The 17580-nt window shown below is 62.3% G+C and carries 18 protein-coding genes; 8 read left to right on the top strand and 10 right to left on the bottom strand.

Annotated features, from left to right (window positions below; all coding sequences use genetic code 11):
* Positions 1 to 317 precede the first annotated feature (317 nt).
* Positions 318 to 506: a hypothetical protein gene (locus CAF77_RS28080; RefSeq protein ID WP_039772867.1), complete on the top strand. Its 189-nt coding sequence runs from the start codon at positions 318 to 320 to the stop codon at positions 504 to 506.
* 96 nt (positions 507 to 602) lie between these two features.
* Here CAF77_RS28080 and CAF77_RS28075 read toward each other — a convergent pair whose 3' ends face one another.
* From CAF77_RS28075 to CAF77_RS28045, 7 genes are all read right to left on the bottom strand, one after another.
* Positions 603 to 1145 carry a DUF2058 domain-containing protein gene (locus tag CAF77_RS28075; RefSeq protein ID WP_011335479.1) on the bottom strand — a complete coding sequence of 181 codons (543 nt, stop codon included), beginning with the start codon at positions 1143 to 1145 and terminating at the stop codon, positions 603 to 605.
* A 26-nt stretch (positions 1146 to 1171) separates the two neighbouring features.
* Complete coding sequence (gene mazG, locus CAF77_RS28070; RefSeq protein ID WP_085655760.1) at positions 1172 to 2005, bottom strand: nucleoside triphosphate pyrophosphohydrolase; 834 nt, start codon at positions 2003 to 2005, stop codon at positions 1172 to 1174.
* Between the two features lie 148 nt (positions 2006 to 2153).
* Entirely contained in the window at positions 2154 to 4397 is a 2244-nt protein-coding gene (gene relA, locus CAF77_RS28065; protein WP_064383551.1) for a GTP diphosphokinase, read from the bottom strand.
* An 88-nt stretch (positions 4398 to 4485) separates the two neighbouring features.
* On the bottom strand, positions 4486 to 5871 hold the full coding sequence (gene rlmD, locus CAF77_RS28060) for a 23S rRNA (uracil(1939)-C(5))-methyltransferase RlmD (protein ID WP_085655759.1): 1386 nt from the start codon (positions 5869 to 5871) through the stop codon (positions 4486 to 4488).
* The gene (cysM, locus tag CAF77_RS28055; RefSeq protein WP_064383555.1) at positions 5871 to 6773 is read right to left on the bottom strand and encodes a cysteine synthase CysM; all 903 of its coding nucleotides are present in this window, start codon (positions 6771 to 6773) and stop codon (positions 5871 to 5873) included. Before cysM ends, rlmD begins: the two co-directional genes overlap by 1 nt.
* A gap of 140 nt (positions 6774 to 6913) precedes the next feature.
* A complete protein-coding gene (locus CAF77_RS28050) occupies positions 6914 to 8338 on the bottom strand; it encodes a sensor histidine kinase (protein ID WP_085655758.1) in 1425 nt (474 codons plus the stop codon).
* A complete protein-coding gene (locus CAF77_RS28045; protein WP_085655757.1) occupies positions 8325 to 9047 on the bottom strand; it encodes a response regulator transcription factor in 723 nt (240 codons plus the stop codon). The genes CAF77_RS28050 and CAF77_RS28045 overlap by 14 nt, the downstream gene beginning before the upstream one ends.
* Before the next feature lie 216 nt (positions 9048 to 9263).
* Between CAF77_RS28045 and CAF77_RS28040 the strand changes: the two genes are divergently transcribed.
* Together CAF77_RS28040 and CAF77_RS28035 are read left to right on the top strand one after the other, a co-directional pair.
* Positions 9264 to 12017, top strand: a complete 2754-nt coding sequence (locus tag CAF77_RS28040) for a response regulator (RefSeq protein ID WP_085655756.1) — start codon at positions 9264 to 9266, stop codon at positions 12015 to 12017.
* 81 nt (positions 12018 to 12098) lie between these two features.
* Entirely contained in the window at positions 12099 to 13088 is a 990-nt protein-coding gene (locus CAF77_RS28035) for a 2-hydroxyacid dehydrogenase (RefSeq protein WP_085655755.1), read from the top strand.
* A gap of 10 nt (positions 13089 to 13098) precedes the next feature.
* On the opposite strand, the gene CAF77_RS28030 is transcribed toward CAF77_RS28035, so the two are convergent.
* Positions 13099 to 13539 carry a hypothetical protein gene (locus CAF77_RS28030; protein WP_085655766.1) on the bottom strand — a complete coding sequence of 147 codons (441 nt, stop codon included), beginning with the start codon at positions 13537 to 13539 and terminating at the stop codon, positions 13099 to 13101.
* A 133-nt stretch (positions 13540 to 13672) separates the two neighbouring features.
* Here CAF77_RS28030 and CAF77_RS28025 point away from each other — a divergent pair, with 133 nt between their 5' ends.
* A complete protein-coding gene (locus CAF77_RS28025; RefSeq protein ID WP_085655754.1) occupies positions 13673 to 14107 on the top strand; it encodes a hypothetical protein in 435 nt (144 codons plus the stop codon).
* On the top strand, positions 14107 to 14511 hold the full coding sequence (locus CAF77_RS28020) for an META domain-containing protein (protein WP_085655753.1): 405 nt from the start codon (positions 14107 to 14109) through the stop codon (positions 14509 to 14511). The genes CAF77_RS28025 and CAF77_RS28020 overlap by 1 nt, the downstream gene beginning before the upstream one ends.
* Before the next feature lie 69 nt (positions 14512 to 14580).
* Here the strand turns inward: CAF77_RS28020 and CAF77_RS28015 are convergent, their stop codons facing one another.
* A complete protein-coding gene (locus CAF77_RS28015) occupies positions 14581 to 15048 on the bottom strand; it encodes a TlpA disulfide reductase family protein (RefSeq protein ID WP_064383565.1) in 468 nt (155 codons plus the stop codon).
* A gap of 114 nt (positions 15049 to 15162) precedes the next feature.
* Between CAF77_RS28015 and arsC the strand changes: the two genes are divergently transcribed.
* Genes arsC through CAF77_RS28000 form a run of 3 tightly spaced genes read left to right on the top strand, consistent with a single transcriptional unit; the run spans position 15163 to position 16536 of the window.
* A complete protein-coding gene (gene arsC, locus CAF77_RS28010; protein WP_064383567.1) occupies positions 15163 to 15516 on the top strand; it encodes an arsenate reductase (glutaredoxin) in 354 nt (117 codons plus the stop codon).
* Positions 15513 to 16109, top strand: coding sequence for an NAD(P)H:quinone oxidoreductase (gene wrbA, locus CAF77_RS28005; protein ID WP_011335490.1), 597 nt, complete (start codon positions 15513 to 15515; stop codon positions 16107 to 16109). The genes arsC and wrbA overlap by 4 nt, the downstream gene beginning before the upstream one ends.
* 1 nt (position 16110) lies before the next feature.
* Positions 16111 to 16536, top strand: a complete 426-nt coding sequence (locus CAF77_RS28000; protein WP_011335491.1) for a DUF2069 domain-containing protein — start codon at positions 16111 to 16113, stop codon at positions 16534 to 16536.
* A 158-nt stretch (positions 16537 to 16694) separates the two neighbouring features.
* Here CAF77_RS28000 and CAF77_RS27995 read toward each other — a convergent pair whose 3' ends face one another.
* Positions 16695 to 17369, bottom strand: a complete 675-nt coding sequence (locus CAF77_RS27995; protein ID WP_064383569.1) for a DNA-3-methyladenine glycosylase I — start codon at positions 17367 to 17369, stop codon at positions 16695 to 16697.
* Positions 17370 to 17580: the final 211 nt, after the last annotated feature.

The following is a 17580-nucleotide window of genomic DNA, read 5'->3' as shown; positions in this document are numbered from 1 at the left end:
AGGAAAGCGCTTATCCCCGTGGGAGATGGCTTGCCAGCGATAACGTCGGCACAGCGAACATCCATGCCGGCTGACACTCCGCAATCGCTGGCAAGCCAGCTCCCACAGGGGACTTTGGAGCTTCTGAAGATGAAACGTTTGTCATGCAACTTACCGCCCTGCGACTGAATGTCGCGGTTTCTGCGGGCTCCAGCGCTGTTGCAGATTTCGCAAGAATACATTGCACGAATCGGACGTTTACTTAGCAGGCTAACAAAATCTATAACAGAGTCCTGCACACGCCTTGCTGCAGATAACTTGAGATTTGGAGCTAGCAGATGACTGTAAAAGTAACTGAACGCGACGATTCACACATGTCCCATGAAGGCGTAGCCGCCGGCGTACGGATCTGGGATGTGCATCAACAAGACTTGCTGGTCGGCATGTTCCACAACGAGATCGACGCCCACAATTACAAGGCCGAACTGGAACTGCAGGAACAGCAGCGGGATCGGAAATCCGCCTGAATCAAACCACAGCTTTGAAAACGACAAACCCCGCCATGAGCGGGGTTTGTCGTTGTTGGGTGCTTCAGGGCCGCTTCGCAGCCCGACTGGACACGATTACCACATCAGATCATCAGGGATCACATAGGCCGCGTACGGATCGTCCTCGGCATTGACCTCTTCGACCTTCTCGTTGAGCTGCACGATGCGCTGTGGATCGCGCTCCTGGATCTTCAGGGCCGCCTCACGAGGAATCACTTCGTAGCCGCCGGCATGGTGCACGATCGCCAGCGAGCCGCTGCTGAGCTTGTTGCGCATCAGCGTGTTGACGGAGATGCGCTTGACCTTCTTGTCGTCGACGAAGTTGTAGTAGTCCTCGGTGGTCAGCTTCGGCAGACGCGAGACTTCGATCAACTGCTTGACCTGCGCAGCGCGGGCCTTGGCCTCGGCCTTCTCCTGCTGCTGACGGTTCAGCTCCTGGTCGCGCTTGACCTTCTCGGCCATGGCTTCCTGGGCAGCACGCTGCTGGGAGTCGTCCAGTTCGATCTGGCCTTTGTGGGCCAGGCGCTGTTGTTTCTGTTTGTCTTTGCTGACCTGCTTGGCCTGCTTTTGGTTGACCAGTCCTGCCTTGAGCAACTGGTCGCGAAGGGAAAGGCTCATTGATGCTTACTCACTTGGGCAACGGCTCAGCCACAGCTGGGCGAATTCTTTTCCTGACGTTTGGCTTCGCCCCACAGGGCGTCCAACTCTTCGAGGGTGCAATCTTCCATGGGTCGGTGGGTATCGCGCAATGCCTGTTCGATAAAACGGAAACGTCGTTCGAACTTGGCGTTGGCGCCACGCAATGCGGTTTCCGGATCGACCTTCAGGTGCCGGGCCAGATTGACCACCGAAAACAGCAGATCGCCGATCTCGTCGGCCACCGCTTGCGGGTCATTTTCGGACATGGCTTCGAGCACTTCATCGAGCTCTTCACGGACCTTGTCCAGCACCGGCAACGCATCCGGCCAGTCAAAACCGACCTGCCCTGCGCGCTTCTGCAACTTGGCCGAGCGGGATAATGCCGGCAACGCAGCCGGCACATCGTCGAGCAGTGACAGTTGCTGCGGCTCGGCGGATTTCTCGGCTCGCTCTTCGGCCTTGATCTCCTCCCAGCGCTGCTTGACCTGCTCCTCGTTCAGACGCGGCACGTCCAGCGGCGCATACAGATCGCCAGTGGGGAACACGTGCGGATGGCGACGGATCAGCTTGCGGGTGATGCTGTCGACTACCCCGGCAAATTCGAACCGCCCCTCCTCCTGCGCCAGCTGACTGTAATACACCACCTGAAACAGCAGATCGCCCAACTCGCCCTGCAAGTGGTCGAAGTCGCCGCGCTCGATGGCGTCGGCAACTTCGTAGGCCTCTTCAAGGGTGTGCGGGACGATGGTCGCGTAAGTCTGCTTGATGTCCCACGGGCAACCGTACTGCGGGTCGCGCAGACGGTTCATCAGGTGCAGCAGGTCTTCAAGGCTGTACATACAAAATCTCACTCAACCCTTTCTGCGATCTTGCTCGTTCCCCCGCTCCGCGTGGGAATGCAGCCCGTGACGCTCCGCGTCACTGGACGCGGAGCGTCCCTAGAGGCATTCCCACGCAGAGCGGGGGAACGATCAATCAAAGTCATCTTCACGGGGTACGGTTACGCCGCGTTTCGATGATGTTCGGCAACTGGGAAATCCGCCCCAGCAACCGCCCCAGCGCGTCCAGACCCGGAATCTCGATGGTCAGGGACATCAGCGCGGTGTTGTCCTCCTTGTTCGAGCGGGTGTTGACCGCCAGCACGTTGATCCGCTCGTTGAGCAGCACCTGCGAGACGTCACGCAGCAGACCGGATCGGTCGTAGGCGCGGATGACGATGTCCACCGGATAGGTGAGCACCGGCACCGGGCCCCAGCTGACCTGGATGATCCGCTCCGGCTCGCGCCCGGCCAGTTGCAGCACCGAGGCGCAGTCCTGACGGTGAATGCTCACGCCACGGCCCTGGGTGATGTAACCGACGATCGCATCGCCCGGCAACGGCTGGCAGCAGCCGGCCATCTGGGTCATCAGGTTGCCGACGCCCTGGATCTGAATGTCGCCGCGCTTGCCCGGCTTGTAGCCGGTGGCCTTGCGTGGAATCAGCTCCAGCTGTTCGTTGCCGCGTTCCGGCTCGACCAGCTGTTGCGCCAGGTTGACCAGTTGCGCCAGACGCAGGTCGCCGGCACCGAGGGCGGCGAACATGTCTTCGGCGGTTTTCATGTTGGCCTTATCGGCCAGCTTGTCGAAATCCACCGCCGGCAGGCCGAGGCGACTGAGTTCGCGTTCGAGCAAGGTCTTGCCCGCCGCGACGTTCTGATCGCGCGCCTGCAACTTGAACCAGTGCACGATCTTCGCCCGCGCCCGGGACGTGGTGACGTAGCCCAGGTTCGGGTTCAGCCAGTCACGGCTCGGCGTGCCGTGCTTGCTGGTGATGATCTCGACCTGCTCGCCGGTCTGCAGGCTGTAGTTGAGCGGAACGATGCGCCCGTTGATCTTCGCGCCACGGCAGTTGTGACCGATTTCGGTGTGCACGCGGTAGGCGAAATCCAGCGGCGTCGCGCCCTTCGGCAAGTCGATGGCGTGACCGTCCGGGGTGAAGATGTAGACCCGGTCCGGCTCGATATCGACCCGCAGCTGTTCGGCCAGACCACCGATGTCGCCCAGCTCTTCGTGCCACTCGAGGACCTGACGCAACCAGGAGATTTTCTCTTCGTAGTGGTTCGAGCCGGACTTGACGTCGGTACCCTTGTAGCGCCAGTGCGCGCAGACGCCGAGTTCGGCCTCTTCGTGCATCGAATGGGTCCGGATCTGGACTTCCAGCACCTTGCCTTCCGGGCCGATCACCGCCGTGTGCAGCGAGCGGTAGCCGTTCTCTTTCGGGTTGGCGATGTAGTCGTCGAATTCTTTCGGGATATGCCGCCACAGGGTGTGGACGATGCCGAGCGCGGTGTAGCAGTCGCGCATTTCCGGCACCAGCACGCGCACCGCACGCACGTCGTAGATCTGGCTGAATTCCAGACCCTTGCGCTGCATTTTGCGCCAGATCGAATAGATGTGTTTGGCCCGGCCGCTGATGTCGGCTTCGACGCCGGTGGCCTGCAGTTCGTCCTTGAGCTGGGTCATCACGTCGGCGATGAAACGCTCGCGGTCGAGCCGCCGCTCGTGCAGCAGCTTGGCGATCTGTTTGTATTGATCGGGTTCCAGGTAACGGAAGGACAAGTCCTCCAGTTCCCATTTGATATGGCCGATGCCGAGTCGATGCGCGAGCGGCGCATAGATGTCGAACACTTCCCGGGCGACCCGGTTACGTTTTTCGTCGTCGGCGGTTTTCACTGCACGGATCGCGCAGGTGCGTTCGGCGAGTTTGATCAGCGCGACACGCACGTCGTCGACCATCGCCACCAGCATCTTGCGCAGGTTTTCCACCTGGCCCTGAGTGCCGAGCACCATCGACTGGCGGGGGCTGAGGCTGGCACTGATTGCCGCCATGCGCAACACGCCGTCGATCAGCTTGGCGACCACCGGGCCGAAGCGCTGGCTGACCGCCGCGAGTTCGATCTGGCCTTCGCGTACGCCGCGATACAGAACCGCGGCAACCAGCGAGTCCTGATCGAGCTTGAGGTCGGCAAGGATCTCGGCGATCTCGAGGCCGGTACTGAAACTGCCGCTGCCTTCGGACCAGAGATTCTTCGCCGCATTGGATTGCTGCTCGGCCTGGCGAGCGAACTCGCAGGCCTCTTTCAAGGCTTCGCGATCCAGTGCCAGATCGACACTGACCGCATGATCGAGCCAAGCCTCGAGATTGATACTGCCGTCAGTGTTGATCGGCTGGTGTGCTCTCACCTGTACCATCTTGCTTTACCTTCCCTACGACGCAGATTCAATGCGTCAAATCACTGACCGTCAATGCCCGTTCGCGCTCGCGGGGCCAAGGCGAGCGCTACGGACGACCAGTCGGATCAGACGAGCCATCCTGGCTCGCTTCAAATAACGCCATGGCCTCGACATGTGCCGTCTGAGGAAACATATCGAGAATCCCGGCACGTTTTAACCGGTAGCCCTGCTTGATCAATTCGACCGTATCGCGCGCCAGAGTTGCAGGGTTGCACGACACGTACACCAACCGTTTGGCGCCCAAGGCCGCCAGCTTGCGCACCACCTCGAAAGCACCGTCGCGCGGTGGGTCCAAGAGTACCGCAGAAAAGCCGTTTCCGATCCACTCGGCATCGGTCAAAGGCTGGGATAAATCGGCCTGAAAAAACTTTGTGTTATGCAAATTGTTGCTGGCGGCATTGGCTGCCGCGCGATCGACCATGGTCTGCACGCCTTCGACCGCCACCACTTCACGCGCAGCTTTCGCCAGCGGCAGGGCGAAGTTGCCGAGACCGCAGAACAGGTCGAGCAAGCGCTCATCCGCTGTCGGTTTCAACCAATCCAGCGCCTGGGCGACCATGGCCTCGTTGACCCCGGCGTTGACCTGGATGAAATCCCCCGGCCGATAGGCCAGTTGCAGGTCCCATTGTTCCAGGCGGTAACCGAGCGACTGCGCATCATCTACCGGCTGCGGCTCGCCTTCGCCATGCAGCCAGAGCTGCGCTTCGTGGAATGCGCAGAAATCCTTGAGGATCGTCAGGTCGGCCTCGGACAGCGGCGCCATGTGACGCAGCAGAACAGCGAGTGACGAGCCACTGAACAATTCGACATGCCCCAGCGCCTGAGGTTTGCTCAAGCGACGAAGCATCTCCGGCAAGCGGGTCATGATCGGCTGCAAGGGCTGTACCAGCACCGGGCATTCACTGATCGCGACGATGTCCTGGCTGCCGGCGGCACGGAAACCGACTTCGAGCTTTTTGGCTTTGCTGTCCCAGCGCACGGCGATCCGGGCACGGCGACGGTAGCCGAATTCGGGCCCGGTCAACGGCGCCGCCCACTCCTCGGGCTCGGCACCGGCGACTCGCGACAACTGCTCGGCGAGCATGCGCTGTTTCAGGGCAAGCTGTTCGTTGTGGGGCAGATGCTGGACGCTGCAACCGCCGCAACGGCCGGCATGCTGGCAAGGTGTGGGACGACGCAATTCACTGGCGCTGAATACGCGCTCGGTACGCGCCTCGACCACTTTGCCGTGGGCGCCGAGCACCCGCGCTTCGACCTCCTCACCCGCCAGAGCGCCGAGGACGAACCAGGTCTTGCCTTCAAAAAACGCGATGCCGCGACCGTCATTGGCCAGGCGCTCGATGCTCAGGCGCTGCTTTTTGCCGGTCGGGATTTGCGGGGCCTTGCTGCCGCCGGTGGGCTGGAAGCGCAGGCCTCTCTCGTGCTTGGCCATCAGTTGGGCGCGTCGAAAATGCCGGTCGACAGGTAACGGTCGCCACGGTCGCAGATGATCGCAACGATCACCGCGTTTTCAACTTCTTTGGACAGGCGCAGCATCGCTGCCACCGCACCGCCCGAGGACACGCCGCAGAAGATGCCTTCTTCGCGGGCCAGACGCCGGGTAACGTTTTCGGCCTCGCTTTGCGCCATGTCGACGATGCGGTCGACGCGATCGGCCTGATAGATCTTCGGCAGGTATTCCTGCGGCCAGCGGCGGATGCCGGGAATGGCGGAGCCTTCCATCGGTTGCAGACCGACGATCTGCACCTTGTCGTTCTGCTCCTTGAGATAACGCGACACGCCCATGATGGTGCCGGTGGTACCCATGGAGCTGACGAAATGGGTGATGGAACCCTGGGTCTGACGCCAGATTTCCGGGCCGGTGGTGGTGTAGTGCGCTTCAGGATTGTCGCCGTTGGCGAACTGATCCAGCACCTTGCCACGGCCTTCGGCTTCCATCCGCTGGGCGAGATCGCGAGCGCCTTCCATGCCCTCTTCCTGGCTGACCAGAATCAGCTCTGCGCCGTACGCGGTCATCGCCGCTTTACGCTCGGCACTGGAGTTGTCCGGCATGATCAGGATCATCTTGTAACCCTTGATCGCGGCGGCCATCGCCAGGGCGATCCCGGTGTTGCCCGAAGTCGCTTCGATCAGCGTATCGCCTTCGTGGATCTGCCCGCGCAACTCGGCACGGGTGATCATCGACAGCGCCGGACGATCCTTGACCGAACCCGCCGGGTTGTTCCCTTCGAGCTTGAGCAAAAGGGTGTTGCTGGTGACACCGGGCAGGCGCTGCAAACGCACCAGCGGCGTGTTGCCGACGCAATCGGCGATGGTTGGGTACTGCAAGGTCATGGCGTTTTTTCGCAATCCGGACTGCGGGGGCGCCTATCATACCGGCAAACCTGCGCAGGCCATATCACGCAAAGTGTGGTGCTTATGGTTTCTTGGAATAAGCAGTAAAAGTCGCGCCAGTGGCGAGACTTTTGTGGTGTTCACACAATCTGCAGGCGACTCATGTCCAAAGTGGGAGCTGGCTTGCCAGCGAAGACGTCGGGAGCGACAGCACTGTCATCCGCCACCAAGCGCAGATTCAAGCGCAATCCCGACGGGCCATTCTCGGCCCACAGGGTTCCGCCCTGGCGTTGCACCGCGTTCCTCGCGATGCTCAGGCCCAGACCAAATCCACCGTCCCCCGGCCGCGAGCCGTCGAGGCGGATGAAGGGCGAAAAGATCCGCTCAAGATCCGCGTCGGCCACACCACCGCCCTCGTCCTCCAGCCACAGATGCCAGTAATCGCCATCCCGCCGACCTTCGAGCCGCACAATGCCGCCCGGTGGCGAATGGCGAATGGCGTTGCGCAGAATGTTTTCCAGGGCCTGGGCCAGGGTGTTGAGATTGCCGCGTACCCAGCAGGACGCTTCAACGCCGCACTGCAACTGCCCGGCCGGCCAGCAGCTTTCGTAGCAGGCGTTTTCGGTGAGCATTTCCCACAGTGCCTGAATCTGGATCGCTTCGTCCGGCAACGGTGCGCGTTCGGTGTCGAGCCAGGCCAGTTGCAGGGTGTCCTCTACCAACCGCTGCATCACGTCGACTTCGCGACCGATGCGCTCGCGCAACGGTTGCAACTGCTGCTCGCTTTCGCTGGCGACCCGCAGCCGGCTCAGGGGTGTGCGCAGTTCGTGGGACAGGTCGCGCAGCAGTTGCTGTTGCAGGGCCACGGTGGATTGCAGGCGTTCGGACATCGAATCGAAGGCACGGGCCAGTTCACCGAGTTCATCGGGGCGCTGGGTGATGCCGCTCGACAACCGCACATTCAATTGATCGGCACGCCAGGCATTGGCCTGCTCGCGCAGATTGTTCAGCGGCACCACCAGCAGGCGATACAGGCCGACGCACAGCAGCAAGGTGAACAGACCGGGAATCACCCCGTTGGTGATGACCCGCCAGAACAACCGGTATTTTCCCGGCAGAAATCGCTCGGGCAACTCGATGACCAGGCTGCCGGCAGTCGGGTCACTGGGGAACGGTACGCGCAGCCACGGCCGACCCTTTTTGTGAATCGGCCAGTCAAGGCCGCGCAGGAAGGTCAGGTGCTGCAGCGCCTGAGCGTTCAGTGGCTGGCTGCCCAGCGACTGTAGATTGCCGCCGATCACGCCGACCCAGCCGGCCTCGCGCAGCTCCATGCTTTGCAACCAACTGTCGATGCCATCGCGCCCGCCCTGCTGCCAGGCGCGCTCGGCCTCGGCGGCATACCGGCTCAACGTGCGACGGGCGTCATCGGAGAGAAACTGATTGCGCTGCTCCATGTACCGGCCCCAGGACCAGCTCAGCCAGATCATCAGCAGACAGAACGCCACCAGCAGGCAGGCGAGTTTCCAGAACAGCGAGTGCCGGCCCGGCAGGTCAGACACTTTCATCGACGGCACTCAGAACGTAACCCTTGCCCCACACCGTGCGCACTTCCCGCTCGGTGTAGCCGACCGACTTGAGTTTGCGGCGGATCTGGCTGATGTGCATATCAAGGCTGCGATCGTGGGCCGCATAACCGCGCTGAAGAACGTGCTGATAAAGGAAGGCCTTGCTCAGCACTTCCTCGTCGTTGCGATTGAGGGTTTCCAGCAGGCGGTATTCGCTGCGGGTCAGGCCGGCGGGCTGGTCGAGGTAGAACACCTCGCACTGCTCGTCGTCGAAACGCAGCCCGCCGACCGGCACCACCGCAGCGACGGCCGTCGGGCGACGATCAAGGGCGACCCGGCGCAGGATCGCTTCAATGCGCACATGCAGCTCAGCCATGCTGAAGGGTTTGGGTAAATAGTCGTCGGCGCCAAGGCGGAACCCGCTGATACGGTCGGCCTCGGCACCGAGGGCCGACATCAGCAACACCGGGGTGGAATGGCTCTGACGCAGTTGGGTCAGGACATTCAGTCCATCGAGCCCCGGCAACAGAATGTCCATCAACACCACATCGAACGGCTGGCGCCGGGCGATACTCAGGCCTTCGCTGCCGTTCTGGCACCAAGTGACCTGAAAGCCGCTGCGGCCCAGATGTTCATGGACATAGGCACCGAGGACGGGGTCGTCTTCGATGGAAAGAATGCGGGGTGGGCCAATGGAGACAGGAGTCATGACTATCTGCAAATAATTCTCAGTTGGGCGATTATTCAAGATTGCCCCGCGCCCGGCAACCCAAGCTTGACCTGTCGGACAGATGACAGGTGCCCAAGCGAAGAACAACGACATCATTTTTCCCGACAACGTCCCTGAGCAAATCGCTACACTGCGCCGATACCGCGTGCCGGACGCACGTGTGAGTCAACAATCAGCGGGATGCAGGAGAAAGGCGTGCTCAAGAAACTGGGAATCAAAGGTCGCGTGTTGCTGCTGACCCTGTTGCCGACCAGCCTGATGGCACTGGTGCTGGGCGGGTATTTCACCTGGACGCAGCAGTCCGACCTGCAAGCCCAATTGATGCAGCGCGGCGAAATGATCGCCGAGCAACTGGCCCCGCTGGTAGCACCGGCCATGGGCCACGGCGATGCCGAACTGCTCGAGCGCATCGCCACCCAGTCCCTCGAACAACCGGACGTGCGCGCCGTGACCTTCCTCGCGCCCGACCGCTCGCCACTCGCCCACGCCGGCCCGACCATGCTCAATCAGGCGCCCAGCGGCGACAGCGCGCATTTGCTGCGACGCAGCGGCAACGACGCCACCCGCTATCTGCTGCCGGTCTTCGGCAAACACCGCAACCTCGCCGGCGAGTTGATCCCGCAAGAATCCGACCGCCTGCTCGGCTGGGTTGAACTGGAGCTGTCGCACAACGGCATGTTGTTGCGCGGCTACCGAAGCCTGTTCGCCAGTCTGTTGCTGATTGGCGCGGGGCTGGCCGGCGCCGCCTTGTTGGCCTTGCGCATGGGCCGCACGATCAACCGCCCGCTGAGCCAGATCAAACAGGCCGTCGCGCAGCTCAAGGACGGTCACCTGGAAACCCGTCTGCCGCCATTGGGCAGTCAGGAGCTGGATGAACTGGCGTCCGGCATCAACCGCATGGCCGGCACCCTGCAAAACGCCCGCGAAGAATTGCAGCACAGCGTCGATCAGGCCACCGAAGACGTGCGCCAGAACCTGGAAACCATCGAGATCCAGAACATCGAACTGGACCTGGCCCGCAAGGAAGCGCTGGAAGCGAGCCGGATCAAATCCGAATTCCTCGCCAACATGAGCCACGAGATCCGCACACCGCTGAACGGCATTCTGGGTTTCACCCACCTGTTGCAGAAAAGCGAGCTGACCCCGCGCCAGCTCGACTACCTGGGCACCATCGAAAAATCCGCCGACAGCCTGCTGGGGATCATCAACGAGATCCTCGACTTCTCGAAGATCGAGGCCGGCAAGCTGGTGCTCGACCATATCCCGTTCAACCTGCGCGACCTGTTGCAGGACACCCTGACCATCCTCGCCCCCGCTGCCCACGCCAAGCAGCTGGAACTGGTGAGTCTGGTGTACCGCGACACGCCGCTGTCGCTGGTCGGCGATCCGCTGCGCCTCAAGCAGATCCTGACGAATCTGGTGAGCAACGCGATCAAGTTCACCCGCGAAGGCACCATCGTCGCCCGCGCCATGCTCGAAGAAGAAAACGACGACAGCGTGCAGTTGCGCATCAGCATTCAGGACACCGGTATCGGGCTGTCGAACCAGGATGTACGCGCGTTGTTCCAGGCCTTCAGCCAGGCCGACAACTCGCTGTCGCGCCAACCCGGCGGCACCGGTCTGGGGCTGGTGATTTCCAAGCGCCTGATCGAACAGATGGGCGGCGAAATCGGGGTCGACAGCACGCCGGGCGAAGGCTCGGAATTCTGGATCAGCCTGAACCTGCCCAAGACCCGCGACGACGCCGAAGACCTGCCCGCCGCGCCATTGCTCGGGCGTCGGGTGGCGGTACTGGAAAACCATGAACTGGCGCGTCAGGCCCTGCAGCATCAACTGGAAGACTGCGGCCTCGACGTCACGCCGTTTAATACCCTGGAAAGCCTGACCAACGGCGTCACCGGCGCCCATCAGACCGATCAGGCCATCGATCTGGCCGTGCTCGGCATCACCAGCAACGACATGCCGCCCGAACGCCTGAACCAGCATATCTGGGATCTTGAGCACCTCGGTTGCCGGGTGCTGGTGTTGTGCCCGACCACCGAGCTGACGCTCTATCACCTTTCGGTGCCCAATCCTCACAGCCAGCTGCAATCGAAACCGGCCTGCACCCGCAAACTCCGTCGTGCGCTGTCGGACATGGTCAACCCGCGCCAGTCGCGCAGCGAACCGGGCGAACCGCTGTCGAGCCGCGCGCCGAAAGTGCTGTGTGTCGATGACAACCCGGCCAACCTGTTGCTGGTGCAGACCCTGCTCGAAGACATGGGCGCCAAGGTGCTGGCCGTGGAAAGCGGTTACGCCGCGGTCAAGGCGGTACAGAGCGAAAGCTTCGATCTGGTGCTGATGGATGTGCAGATGCCCGGCATGGACGGACGCCAGAGCACCGAAACCATTCGCCAGTGGGAAAGCGAGCGCCATTGCACGCCGCTGCCGATCGTCGCCCTCACCGCCCACGCCATGGCCAATGAAAAACGCGCGCTGCTGCAAAGCGGCATGGACGACTACCTGACCAAGCCGATCAGCGAGCGGCAACTGGCGCAGGTCGTGCTGAAGTGGACCGGCCTGGCGCTGCGCAATCAGGCGCCGGACCGAGGCGGTGAAAGCCTGCTGGGCAATCAGGAACTGCCGATTCTCGATCACGAAGAAGGTTTGCGCCTGGCTGCCGGCAAGGCGGATCTGGCGGCGGACATGCTGGCGATGCTGCTGGCCTCGCTCGAAGCCGACCGGGAAGCCATCCGCACCGCCCGCGACCATCAGGATCAGAACGCTCTGCTTGAACGGGTGCACCGCCTGCATGGCGCCACTCGTTACTGCGGTGTACCGCAATTGCGCGCCGCCTGCCAGCGCAGCGAAACCCTGCTCAAGCAGGAAGATCCCAAGGCCTCGACCGCGCTGGACGAGCTGGACCGGGCGATCAATCGTCTGGCAGCCCAGGCGAAGATCAGCGCCTGATCCACGGCAATACCGATCAACGCCGACGCGGCTACAGTTGTCGCGGGTGAATTGCCCGCGTCGATGCTCCAGGAGGATTTCATGCGCACGATCGTTTTCAGCAGCCAGACCTACGACCGCGACAGTTTCCTCGCCGCCGACTGCCCGGCCGGGATCGAACTGCACTTCCAGCCGGCCCGGCTCAGTCTGGATACCGCAGCGCTGGCCGAGCATCACGAAGTGGTTTGCGCATTCATCAACGATGACCTCAGCGCCCCGGTGCTCGAACGTCTGGTGGCCGGCGGGACACGCCTGATCGCCTTGCGTTCGGCGGGTTACAACCATGTAGACCTGGCCGTCGCCAAACGCCTCGGGCTGGCCGTCGTGCGGGTACCGGCCTACTCGCCCCATGCGGTGGCCGAGCACGCGGTGGCGTTGATCCTCGCCCTCAACCGACGCCTGCACCGTGCCTACAACCGCACCCGCGAAGGCGATTTCAGCCTGCACGGCCTCACCGGTTTCGATCTGGTGGGCAAAACCGTCGGCGTCGTAGGCACCGGGCAGATCGGCGCGACCTTCGCGAAGATCATGCACGGTTTCGGCTGCGAACTGCTGGCCTACGACCCTTATCCTAACCCTGCCGTCGAAGCGTTGGGCGCGCGCTACCTGAGCCTGCCGGATCTGCTGGCGCAGTCGCGGATCATCAGCCTGCACTGCCCGCTCAACGAACAGAGCAGACACCTGATCAACCGCGATTCGCTGGCGCACATGCAACCGGGGGCGATGCTGATCAACACCGGGCGTGGCGGTCTGGTGGACACGCCTGCGCTGATCGACGCCCTGAAGGACGGCCAGCTCGGTTATCTGGGACTGGATGTGTATGAAGAGGAAGCGCAGCTGTTCTTCGAGGACCGTTCCGACCTGCCGCTACAGGACGACGTGCTGGCGCGGCTGCTGACGTTCCCCAATGTGATCGTTACCGCGCATCAGGCGTTCCTGACCCATGAGGCGCTGGGCGCGATTGCCGCGACCACCCTGCACAACATTGCGACCTGGGCGGCGGGCACGCCGCAGAACCAGGTCGAAGGCTGAGCGATCGGACTCAGACCGGAGGCGGCGTCGGGGTAATCGCCACGCACAGGATCAACAGCGCCAGCCAGCCGAACCCCAGCAAACGCTGCTTGAGGGAGTGGCCGTTGCGCAGCAGGAACCAGACAAACACCAGCGGCATCAGAAACGCCATGATCTTCAGCCAGCCTTCCACCGGGCGCGAACCGTCCGGGTTCAACACCGGTTCGACAGGCTGCGAACGACGGCGTCGCCCCGCAGCGGCCGGCATGATCTTCGGCCGCTCGGGAGTCGGCGGCGGAACGAAGGCCTCGGGCACTGCCTTGTTACGCGGCAGGCTGCCAAAGGAAATCGTCGATGTGCCCTTTTCGGCTTGAGGCGCCTGCGCCTCTGCCAGCGGAGCCCCGCAATGAATGCACGCCGTGGCTTCGGAGCTGATGCTCCGCTTGCATTCATAACATTCGATCAGCGCCATGTTCCGTTCCTTGAAAATGAAGGCGGCAGTTTGCCACGACTGCGGTGTCGATTTGAACCGGATCGAAGGTCGCACGCGCGCATCATTCTGCAATCAAGCCCGTGCTAGCATGTCGCGCATATTTGGAGGACCCATGGTCGAACACGATTTCCGCTACACCCTGATGAACCCGCAACATACCCTCACCGAATGCCGCGCCCTGGTTCCGGGCCGCTATCAGGTCACCGGCAACGGTGGCTCGATCCGCATCGGCGACGTGCTCGTCGTGACCCTTAAAGGCAGCAAGGACTTGTCCATGCGCCTGACCGTCGACACTGTCCGCCACCTGATCAACCCGCCGGGTCAATGGACTGCTATGACCACCGGCCCGGTGTTCGGTGAGCTGGCGATCCACACCTGGCAGGTCAACTGCGACAGTTGCGCCAAAGAGCTGAGCTTCGAATTCGCGGTGGACGCCAAACTGGGCAAACCTGCGGAAAAACCGGCCGCCACGGCACGTATTGCGGAGCTGGGCTGGAAAGCCGTCGGCGACAAGCATCTGTGCCCGAAATGCCAGGAGCCGGTGTGATGAAACACCTGGCCCTGACCGCCGCTGTCGGCGCCGGCCTGATGGGTTGCGCCGCGGAGCCTGTGCAACTGCAACAGAACCGCAGCTACATTCTGGAATGGATTGGCGAGCGTCCGTTGATGGACTACAGCCACCTGACCGTGACCCTCGGCGATGATGGCCGGGCGTACGGCAATGGCGGCTGCAACCACTGGTTCGCGCAGTACACCCTGGAAGGCGACAAGCTGAGCTTCGGCAAGATCGGCAAGACCCGCAAACTCTGCGCACCGGCGCTGATGGAGCAGGAGCAACGCTTCCTCCAGGCCCTGGAGCACGTGGAGCGCTGGGACATCTCGCCGATCGAGCAGATGCGCTTCTGGCCGGCTGAAGGCAAGCCGTTGCGCTGGTGGCTGGAAGAAGGCTGATCCTGCTGCACTGAATGATCGTTCCCACGCTCTGCGTGGGAACGATCAGCGACGATCAGCCAAGGCGAATCAGTTGGTCGCCTGCAATGCCTCGAGCTTCGCCATCACCCCCGCCGCCGTCTGCTCGCCCATCAGCTGTTCCCGCACCTTGCCCTTGTTGTCGATGATGTAAGTCACCGGCAAGGCTTCACTGCGCGGCAGTTCGAACAGGTCCGCCGGATCCTGCGCCAACACGGTGAACTTGATGCCCAGTTTTTCGCTGGCGCTCTTCAGCTCTTCCCCCTGCACGTTGTCGAAATTGACCCCGAACACGCCGATCTTCTTGCCCTTGAGCTCATCGGCCAGGTGATTGAGTTCCGGGATTTCCGTGCGGCACGGGCCGCACCATTCGGCCCAGTAGTTGAGCACGACCCATTGTTTGTCGAGGCGCTCGGACGCCACTTTCTGCCCGTTCTGGTCGATGCCGTAGTCGTTACCGCAGCCCCCCAGCATCAACGCCCCGATGATCGTCAATGCCGCTGCCAGTGCCCGTGTCATGTCGTGTTCCTTGTGAAAAATTGAATGCGCCTGCGACCCATCGCCTCCCAAGGTTCTGGATTGCGCGCTGCACAGTTAGAATAGCCGCCACTCTACGCAAGAAGCGACCCGCCCATGACCGATCTGACGCTTTATCACAACCCGCGCTGCTCGAAATCCCGCGGTGCGCTCGAACTGCTCGAAGCCCGTGGCCTGACGCCGACCGTGGTGCGCTACCTCGAAACCCCGCTGGACGCCGCGCAGATCAAGGCCTTGCTCGGCAAGCTGGGCATCAGCGCACGGCAACTGCTGCGCACCGGTGAAGACGAGTACAAGACCTTGAATCTGGCCGATGCCAGTCTCACCGAGAAACAATTGATCGAAGCCATCGCGGCACATCCGAAGTTGATGGAGCGACCGATTCTCGAAGCCGGCGACAAAGCCGTCATCGGCCGTCCACCGGAGCAGATCCTGGAGCTGCTGCCGTGAGTGCGCCGTACATTCTGGTTCTGTATTACAGCCGCAGCGGCTCGACCAACGAGATGGCCCGGCAGATTGCCCGTGGTGTCGAGCAGGCCGGCCTCGAAGCGCGCCTGCGCACCGTGCCGGCGATCTCCACCGAGTGCGAAGCCGTGGCACCGGACATTCCGGATGAAGGCGCGCTGTACGCCACTTTGGATGACCTGAAGAATTGCGCCGGCCTGGCCCTCGGCAGCCCGACCCGTTTCGGCAACATGGCCGCACCGCTCAAGTACTTCCTCGATGGCACCAGCAACCTGTGGCTGACCGGCGCGCTGGTTGGCAAACCGGCCGGAGTGTTCACCTCCACCGCCAGCCTGCACGGCGGTCAGGAAACCACCCTGCTGTCGATGATGCTGCCGCTGCTGCACCACGGCATGCTGATCACCGGCCTGCCTTACAGCGAGTCGGCGCTGCTGGAAACCCAGGGCGGCGGCACGCCGTACGGCGCCAGCCATCACGCCGGGGCCGACGGCAAAAGCGGCCTCGATCAGCACGAAGTGGCGCTGTGCCGAGCCCTCGGTGCACGCCTGGCCAATACGGCCCGGAAACTGGGGAACTGAGATGGCCAGAAAGCCGAAAGTCCTGCCCGCCGTCGAGTGGCTGGAACCACGGGTGCGGGCGATGCGGGTGATCAGTCTGCTGTGCTTTTTCGGCCTGGCCGGACTGCTCGCCGCGTATTACCTGGTGTTCGCCGACCTGCATGGCGCACGGCCGTGGGTGATTCTGCTGATCGAGCTGATCCCGTGGATCGTGCTCGCACCGGGCATGATCATGGGTAGCGCACGCGGGCATTCGTGGATGTGCTTTGTGGTGAATCTGTATTTCATCAAGGGCGCGCTGGCGGCGTATGACCCGAGCCGACAGCTGTTTGGCGTGCTGGAGATGATTGCCAGTCTGGCGGTGTTCTGCTCGGCGCTGTTGTATGTGCGGTGGCGGTATCAGTTGAATCGCAAACTGGCGGGCGAAGGCGAAGTCTCCGTCGCCTGACTGCTCGCCAGATCGCCGAGCTAACCGAGTTCACCGAGTCTGCCGGGATCGTTCCCACGCTCTGCGTGGGAATGCCGCCCGGGACGCTCTGCGTCCCTGAGACGCGGAGCGTCTCTTTATGCATTCCCACGCGGAGCGTGGGAACGATCGCTTTGAACTCAATGATTGACGGTGTACGCCAGCATCATCGAGATCTGGCTCATCGGCCGACCACCGCTTTCTTCGTGCCACTGGTTGAACGCATTCTGCACCGTCGCCAGATCCCGCAGGCTGGTCGGCACCTTGTCGACGATCTTTTGCGCATTCAACGCCGCGACCACGTCGTAGCTCGGCACGAAGGTGTCTTTGCCAACCATCCGCAAGAACCGTGGCGCCGACAACCCGCCCAATTGATGGCCGTGCTTTTTCAGATAGGTCCACAAACCGACGATGTCGGTCACCGGCCAGTCAGCGAGCAACGCGCCGAAACTGCCCTTGTCTTTCTCGACGTCCAGAATGAACTGCGCATTGCGCGGCACACTCTTGAGCTTGCCAAGATGACGGATGATCCGCGCATCCTGCATCAGCCGCTCAAGGTGTTCGGCGCTCATCAGCACGACCTTTTCCGGGTCGAACTTGAAGAACACTTCCTCGAAGGCCGGCCACTTGGCGTCCACCAGACTGTGCTTGAGCCCGGCACGAAATACCCGCAGGGCCATGGTCGAGAGGTAACGGTCGTCGCTGATCTTGCGCAGTTGCGCCGGGGTCTTGGGAACGGGCAGATGGGCTTCCAGTTCAGCCGCCGAACCGAAGCGGTTCAGACAGTATTCGTGCAGCCACTTGTAGTCGCGCATGCCCTCTCCTTTTGAATGAAACGAAAAACCAATGTGGGAGCGGGCTTGCTCGCGAAAGCGTCGTGTCAGCCGGCATCAACACTGGATGACACACCGCAATCGCGAGCAAGCTCGCTTGTATGTTTAGACTTGAAGGGGTGGGCGGGACTAAAAGCTCGATTCCGACTCTAGCCAGTACGGACCGTGGGAGACTTCTCGTCCCGCCCTTTCT

It is taken from the genome of Pseudomonas sp. R15(2017), assembly GCF_002112685.1.
GTDB lineage: Bacteria > Pseudomonadota > Gammaproteobacteria > Pseudomonadales > Pseudomonadaceae > Aquipseudomonas > Aquipseudomonas glycinae.
The sequence above is the reverse complement of the archived record's forward strand: the minus strand, read 5'-3'. Positions and strand labels throughout refer to the sequence as shown.